Source organism: Acidocella sp., assembly GCF_013044125.1.
Lineage (GTDB): Bacteria > Pseudomonadota > Alphaproteobacteria > Acetobacterales > Acetobacteraceae > Acidocella.
Genome location: NZ_JABEVC010000142.1, coordinates 1 through 6,524 on the forward strand (window position 1 = coordinate 1; position 6,524 = coordinate 6,524).

Below are 6,524 nucleotides of genomic sequence, written 5' to 3' on the forward strand. Positions count from 1 at the left end.
CCGTCCAGACTTGAGACCCATAACCTGCCTCCACGGTTAAGAATCTCCAAACCTGACAAATCACGTTCGAATCGGGCAAGAGTTTATGACACAGTAAGATTAGCCACCTGTCCAGTTTCCGGGGGCCACCTCAATTACAAATGACGGCTACAAAGCAGCGGTGCGCGAAGGTTTTTCCGGTGGCGCCGCTCCGTTCTAACCCGGGTGTGCCGCTTGCGCAGCGCTTCTGAGTTCCATGCAACAAATAGCTTAAGGTTTTGCAGTCCATGAATTATGTTTTTCCACCTGAGGCCCCTGTCGCCGTCCCAGTCGCGGGCTCTGACAGCCTCTTTCCCGTCCGCCGCGTCTATTGCGTTGGCCGGAATTACGCGGCGCATGCGCGTGAGATGGGGTTTGATCCAGACCGCGAGCCGCCCTTCTTCTTCTGCAAACCAGACAACGCCATCGTCCCCGCCGCCTATGGCGAGGTGCTGGAGCTGGCGTATCCCTCCGAGACCAGCAACTACCATTATGAGGCAGAGCTGGTCGCGGTGATCGGCAAGGGCGGCGCCAATATTGCGCTGGAGCAGGCGCTCGAGCATGTATGGGGCTATGCCGTGGGGCTGGATATGACCCGTCGCGACCTGCAGATGAAGATGCGTGAAATGGGCCGCCCGTGGGAAATCGGCAAAGCGTTCGACCGTTCCGCGCCAATCGGGCCGATCCATCCGGCGAGCCAGATCGGCCATTTCGAGAAAGGCGGCATCTGGCTGACCGTCAATGGCCAGAGCAGGCAGAAAAGCGATATTGCCCACCTGATCTGGTCGGTTGCGGAAACCGTCTCGTATCTCTCGCGTTTCTTTCGCCTGGAGCCCGGCGATGTGATCTTCACCGGCACGCCAGAAGGCGTGGGCGCGGTCAAACAAGGCGACCTGATAAGCGTTGGCGTCGAGAAGCTGGGCGAATTGCACGTCAAGATTGTCTGATCCGGGTACAAGCGAGGAAAAACGCAGTGGATTTCTACAGCTTTTTTAACAGCTCCACGTCATGGCGTGTACGCATTGCGCTGGCGCTGAAGGGCCTGGGGCCGAATTATCACGGCGTGAATATCCGGACCGGCGCGCACCGCGAGGCAGGCTATGTTGCTCAGGTTAACCCCTCCGCGACTGTGCCGGCGATCGTGGAGAATGGCTTCAATCTCGGCCAATCACTGGCGATTATCGATTGGCTGGATATAAAACACCCCGAGCCGCGCTTAATTCCGGCCGCGCTGGAACGGCGCGCGCGGGTGCTGGAATTCTGCTACCTGGCCGCTTGCGATATTCATCCGGTCAACAATCTGCGGATCCTGAAATATCTCCATGAGACGCTGAAAGTTTCTCCTCAGCAGAGGGATGATTGCTACGCGCACTGGACCGCCGAAGGCTTGGCGGCCGCAGAACGGCTGCTTGCCCAAGCGGAGGAGAATTACGGTGGGCCCTGGTGCTTCAGCGCTCAGCCAACCATGGCTGATTGCTGCCTGATCCCCCAACTTTGCAGCGCGCAGCGCATGGGGTGCGATATGACGCCCTTCAAGCGTGCCAACGCCATTTTTGCGCACGCTTCCAGCGTCCCTGCATTCATCAACGCCGAACCCAGGAACCAGCCGGACTAAATTCCACCCGCGCCCGCACCACCGGCTTCGCGCTCGTCGATGGGTTCGGGCATTTGGGCGGCGGCATCGGGATAATGGCGATCGCCCCGCTGATTCCCCATCTCAGTGTGCTTACGGCCTTCCTGCTCATAGGCAGTTTTCTGCTGGTGGCGGCAATCATCGCGCAGTTTGGCGTCAACACCCGCACCAAGCTCCTGGATGATATTTCTCCGTAGGCGATCGCGATATCCGCGGTGCTGAACCGCATTCGGCTTACCAGGCCGCTGCAAAACCCACTCGAGCGCGATCGTTTGAGGCGTGCTCGCCTGAGCGAGCCGAAAGCGTGAATCGCCCTCAGAAAAATAGCCAGAGTCTGAATCGCACTTAAACCAATCAGGCTCTGGCCCAGGCGTCAATCACATGTTGTCCCATCGGCAGATATTCCGCCACCGCCTGCTGGTTATTTTACGACCCGCAGTGACGCTGGCGGCTGGGATGAGGCTTCGCCACGCTCCCTCACATTCAAATAGCGCAAACAGCAGACGCGCAAAAACGACGCGAAGTTACCCGTATCCTCGCGGCATTGCACGAGTTCTTCGTAAAGCGTCGAAATCAACTGATTCGTTGTCACCTTTTCGCTTTCCGCCATCTCCTGGAGCACGTTCCAGAATGCATTTTCCATCCGGATTGTGGTCACAACGCCAAAAATGCGCACCGACCGCGTTCTGGATTCATACAAGATCGGATCCGTGCTGGTGTATATGTTGCACATATGAACAACTCCCCATGAAAATGCCTGGCCACAGAAAAATCATCATACAGGAACCGGGCACGCTCGTTCAACCAGAGAAGCCTGGCTGGCGTGTTGCGCCAACCAGGCGGGTTAAAACTCAGATAGCATTGGCTTTCATCTGCTGCGCGATATAGTCCGCCTGGCGCAGGGCAAGCGTCACGATGGTCAGTGTCGGATTCTCCGAGGCGCCCGTCGTAAACTGGCTGCCATCCGAGATGAACAGGTTGGGGATATCATGGGTCTGCCCATAGTTATTGCAGACGCCATCCTCCGGCTTCTCACTCATGCGGCAAGTGCCGAGGTTATGGGTGGATGGATAGGGCGGCACACGATAGGTCTTGTCAGCGCCTGCCGCCATATACACCGCCTCACCACGCTGATAGGAATATTCGCGCATGGCGATGTCGTTTGGATGATCGTCGAAATTGACATTCGGCACGGCCAAGCCGAACTGATCCTTGACCCCCTGGCTGAGGGTGACCCTGTTTGTTGTTTGCGGCATGTCCTCGCCCACGATCCACATCCCCGCCGTGCGGCTATACGCTTCCATGGCCTCGGCAAACTCCTTACCCCAGGCGCCAGGATTTAAAAACGCGGCGTAGAAGGCAAGGCCCAGAGAGATTGTTTCCATATGGAAACCGCCAACAAAACCGCGTGACGGATCAAACACCTCCTCATCGGCAATAATACCGGCCATTGTCGTGCCTCTGTACATGTCGACATTTTTCTGAAACACGCCATAGACCGAGGCGGTCAGATGGCGCATATAATTGCGCCCCACCTGATCCGATGAATTGGCCAAGCCGGCCGGATATTTCGAGGATTCGGACAGAAGCAACAGACGCGGGGTCTCAATCGAATTGCCCGCCACGGCCACGGCGCGGGCTTTTTGCCGCTGCAATTTGCCGGCCGCGTCGAAATAGAGGACGGCCGTCACCTTGCCATTCTGGTCGTGCTCGATCCGCGCGGCATGGGCTTCAGGTCGCAGTTCCATATGCCCTGTTGCCTGACCCTCGGGGATTTCAACATAGAGCGTCGACCATTTGGCGCCGAAGATGCAGCCCTGGAAACAAAACCCGCGCTGGTAGCAATGGCTGCGGCCATCGCGTGTTTCGCTGTTGATCGCCATGCGGCCAGTGCTGCATTTCTTATAACCGGCCTTGGTCGCCCCCGCATACATAACCTTGAAATTGTTGTTGCCAGGCAGGCCAGGAATGTCATTTGTACGGGTCACGCCCATTTTATCTTCGGCGCGCGCGTAATAGGGATCAAGCTCCTCACGCGTGAGCGGCCAATCCAGCAAATTGGCGCCGGGAAGATTGCCATAGGTGGTGCGGGCCTTGAACTCGTGCGGTTGAATGCGCAGTGAGGCGCCGGCCCAGTGCACCGAGGTGCCGCCAACAGTTTTGCAAATCCAGGCGGGAAGATTTGGGAAATCGTGGGCGATGCGCCAGCTTCCCGATGTGGTGCGCTCATCAAGCCAGGCGAGTTGATGGAAAGACGGCCATTCATCGGGAATGAAACTCGCCCTCTGGTTCAGCTTCCCAGCTTCCAGCACCACGACGCCGATGCCTTTTTTGGCGAGCTCCGAAGCCAGCGTGCCGCCGCCGGCACCAGAGCCGACCACCACGACCACACTGTCATCATCGAGAGAAAAATTTTTCGTATTTCCGTAATTGTCCACTCTGTCCTCCTGATTATTTATATTTTAGGTGCAAGTGTCCGGCGGGATCGGCTCAGCTCGGCGGGATCGGGCCGCTTGCCGTAGGCGGAGGATCTGGCAGCCATGTCAGGTCATTGAAACCCTTATACAGATAGCCGGTATTACCCGCGGGCCCGCCATAGCCGAAATGCGCATAAGCCATTTCATTGCTGTACAGGCTAACCACCGCGGTGCTGCGGACAAGCTTGAAAAAATTCGTCGATTCCATTGAAGCGACGTCAATTTCCTGCAACGCGGCGGAACGCTTCAGCCAGTCTTCACCACCGATCTGATCAAGCTGCGCCACCCCTTGCGCCAGCGTGTTCTTGCTGTCTGCGTCGGCACTTGCCTTGTCATCGAGGTCTTTCACCACCAGCGCATAAACGGCATCCTCAAGGCTCGGATGGGGATAGAGATAGCGCGTGAATCTCAAAATCACACGCCCCTGGTGCGACGATAGCGCTTTCATATCCAGAGCCCAGGCCCGGCCCGGCGCCAGCGCCGCCAAGGTGGAAGACAGTGCCAGCGTGCCTGACAACATGCCCGCACCTTTGAGCAGATTGCGGCGCGATGCCTTCAGACCAGCTAAAGGCACGGCGCTTTCAATGTTCGTTTCTCTTTTCATGTTCGTTTCTCCCCTTTCAATCATCTAACGTTGGCCGTTATTGGTAGTGCCCATGCCGCTCCAAGACCTCGACTTTGTAACCATCCGGGTCTTGAATGAAAAAATAGCGGGCGATCAACGCACCCTTGGCATCATGGAATTCCTTGATTTCACCTGGCGTTAAGCCGAGCGCGCGCAACCGCGCCTGCTCTGCCGCCGTATTGTCAACGCAAAACGCGATATGCCCATAGCCGTCGCCATGCGTATAGGGCTCGGCGCGGCCGCGGTTGAAGGTCAGCTCAAGCTCCTGCCCCGACTCCCGGTCACATAGGTAGACCAGCGAAAAATCCGGAAAATCAAGACGGTATGAAATACTCAGATCGAACGCATCGCTGTAGAATTTTATTGATTTTTCAAGATCATGAACCCTAATCATGCTATGAATAAGTTTTGCCATGCACTACCTCCGGGCTTCAACATAGGCTTCCAAGGAAACGGGTGGTAATAGCGATTTATGGCGCACGATGTTTTTTGCCACGCTGGCGGCTGATCGACGCCGCTCATGTGAGACTCCGGACGTTCACGGGGTTTATGGTACGGAAATTACCGGACACAACTTCGCCCAGTTTTCCAGCACCTCTTTGTGCAGGACGTTCAACATTGCGATACCTAAATCCTTAAAATTCGCGCCGCATTTATTGTGGATGATGCGCATGTGCATCACCCCCCAATCGTTCAATCGGATTGAGGTGGATCGTGCCCCAGGCGGTGGTGCGGGAGGCCGGTAATCCGCCCGGCCAGATACGCCCGCCCATGGCCCATCATTCACCCCCCGAAAAGGCGGCAAATATCAACGCCTCATATCATTAATTTGAATCACTTTATCTTGAGCCTTCCGTATGAACGGACAATGCTCCAGGTCAACCTCGGCCGCCGGAAAAACCTGTAGCCCGCAAACCTAATGCAAGAGCATTCGTAAAAAAATTTATAACACGCCGCGATTGAAATTTTTGCGGTCAAGAAACGTATTTTCGTTCACTTTTTAGTGTTTTTTCCTGGATTTCAGGGCAAAAACCGCAAGTTCACAAAGTATTTATTGCAAGAAGCCTTTTCAACCAGCCGTTTTACGCGATTAGGAGAGCGTCTTCATATCCGCCGCCGTCACAGGAAAGCGCGGGACGCTATCAGATTTTTTTGCAACATGTCTCTGGAACCGCACGATGTCACAAACCGTTACTTTTTCATTCACGGACCCCTCCGGCACAATTGACACCGTGACCGTTACGGAGAGCACCACCGCCACGAAAATCGGCAGGCTCGGCACGGGTTACGCCGTCAACGCCATCTCAGGCTCCCTCGGCGGCGTGGCGATCACCGGCGAGGTCGGCACCGGCGGCAAAGCCCAGTTGGACACCGTGGCAAGTTACGACAACACGATTTTCACCTCGGGCGGTTCCAAGGGCAACGTGGATGGTATCGACAACAAGGGCCTGGAATTCACCGCCGGCGGCGTCGAATACAACCTCTATACATCAAATGGCCAGTTTGAGCTTTACAGTCTCAACTCCACAAATGGCGTCGGCACCCCGCTCACACTCAACTCGGCGTCCACGCTCACCTCGGTTTCCTGCTTCATGGCCGGCACAGCCATCCGCACCCCCTCGGGCAATGCCGCGGTTGAAACCCTGAAAGCCGGCGATCTGGTGACCCTGAGCGACGGCCGCACCGCCCCGGTCGCCTGGCTCGGCCGCCAGACCATCTCCATGGTCTTTGCTGACCCGTTGCGCGTCCTGCCCATCCGCATCCGGGCCAA

The 6,524-nt window shown here is 56.6% G+C and carries 8 protein-coding genes; 4 read left to right on the forward strand and 4 right to left on the reverse strand.

Annotated elements, in window-relative coordinates; all coding sequences use genetic code 11:
* Positions 1-266 precede the first annotated feature (266 nt).
* From HKL97_RS09000 to HKL97_RS09010, 3 genes are all read left to right on the forward strand, one after another.
* On the forward strand, positions 267-965 hold the full coding sequence (locus HKL97_RS09000; RefSeq protein ID WP_291424543.1) for a fumarylacetoacetate hydrolase family protein: 699 nt from the start codon (positions 267-269) through the stop codon (positions 963-965).
* A gap of 26 nt (positions 966-991) precedes the next feature.
* Positions 992-1,633: a maleylacetoacetate isomerase gene (maiA, locus tag HKL97_RS09005; protein ID WP_291424545.1), complete on the forward strand. Its 642-nt coding sequence runs from the start codon at positions 992-994 to the stop codon at positions 1,631-1,633.
* A gap of 74 nt (positions 1,634-1,707) precedes the next feature.
* The gene (locus HKL97_RS09010; protein ID WP_291424547.1) at positions 1,708-1,848 is read left to right on the forward strand and encodes a hypothetical protein; all 141 of its coding nucleotides are present in this window, start codon (positions 1,708-1,710) and stop codon (positions 1,846-1,848) included.
* Between the two features lie 224 nt (positions 1,849-2,072).
* On the opposite strand, the gene HKL97_RS09015 is transcribed toward HKL97_RS09010, so the two are convergent.
* The 4 genes from HKL97_RS09015 to HKL97_RS09030 all read right to left on the reverse strand — a co-directional run bounded on the left by HKL97_RS09015 (position 2,073) and on the right by HKL97_RS09030 (position 5,168).
* Positions 2,073-2,351 carry a ribbon-helix-helix domain-containing protein gene (locus tag HKL97_RS09015; protein WP_291424548.1) on the reverse strand — a complete coding sequence of 93 codons (279 nt, stop codon included), beginning with the start codon at positions 2,349-2,351 and terminating at the stop codon, positions 2,073-2,075.
* A gap of 151 nt (positions 2,352-2,502) precedes the next feature.
* Positions 2,503-4,089 carry a GMC family oxidoreductase gene (locus tag HKL97_RS09020; RefSeq protein WP_291424550.1) on the reverse strand — a complete coding sequence of 529 codons (1,587 nt, stop codon included), beginning with the start codon at positions 4,087-4,089 and terminating at the stop codon, positions 2,503-2,505.
* Between the two features lie 52 nt (positions 4,090-4,141).
* Complete coding sequence (locus HKL97_RS09025; protein ID WP_291424552.1) at positions 4,142-4,732, reverse strand: twin-arginine translocation signal domain-containing protein; 591 nt, start codon at positions 4,730-4,732, stop codon at positions 4,142-4,144.
* 37 nt (positions 4,733-4,769) lie between these two features.
* Positions 4,770-5,168: a VOC family protein gene (locus HKL97_RS09030; RefSeq protein WP_291424555.1), complete on the reverse strand. Its 399-nt coding sequence runs from the start codon at positions 5,166-5,168 to the stop codon at positions 4,770-4,772.
* A gap of 763 nt (positions 5,169-5,931) precedes the next feature.
* Between HKL97_RS09030 and HKL97_RS09035 the strand changes: the two genes are divergently transcribed.
* A partial coding sequence (locus HKL97_RS09035) for a Hint domain-containing protein (protein ID WP_291424557.1) occupies positions 5,932-6,524 on the forward strand: 593 nt, incomplete at its 3' end.

Bases quoted from the DNA above. Each gene is read 5' to 3' on its own strand.
- HKL97_RS09000 (WP_291424543.1), top strand. From the start codon at position 267: ATGAATTATGTTTTTCCACCTGAGGCCCCTGTCGCCGTCCCAGTCGCG.
- HKL97_RS09010 (WP_291424547.1), top strand. From the start codon at position 1,708: ATGGCGATCGCCCCGCTGATTCCCCATCTCAGTGTGCTTACGGCCTTC.
- HKL97_RS09025 (WP_291424552.1), bottom strand. From the start codon at position 4,732: ATGAAAAGAGAAACGAACATTGAAAGCGCCGTGCCTTTAGCTGGTCTG.
- HKL97_RS09030 (WP_291424555.1), bottom strand. From the start codon at position 5,168: ATGGCAAAACTTATTCATAGCATGATTAGGGTTCATGATCTTGAAAAA.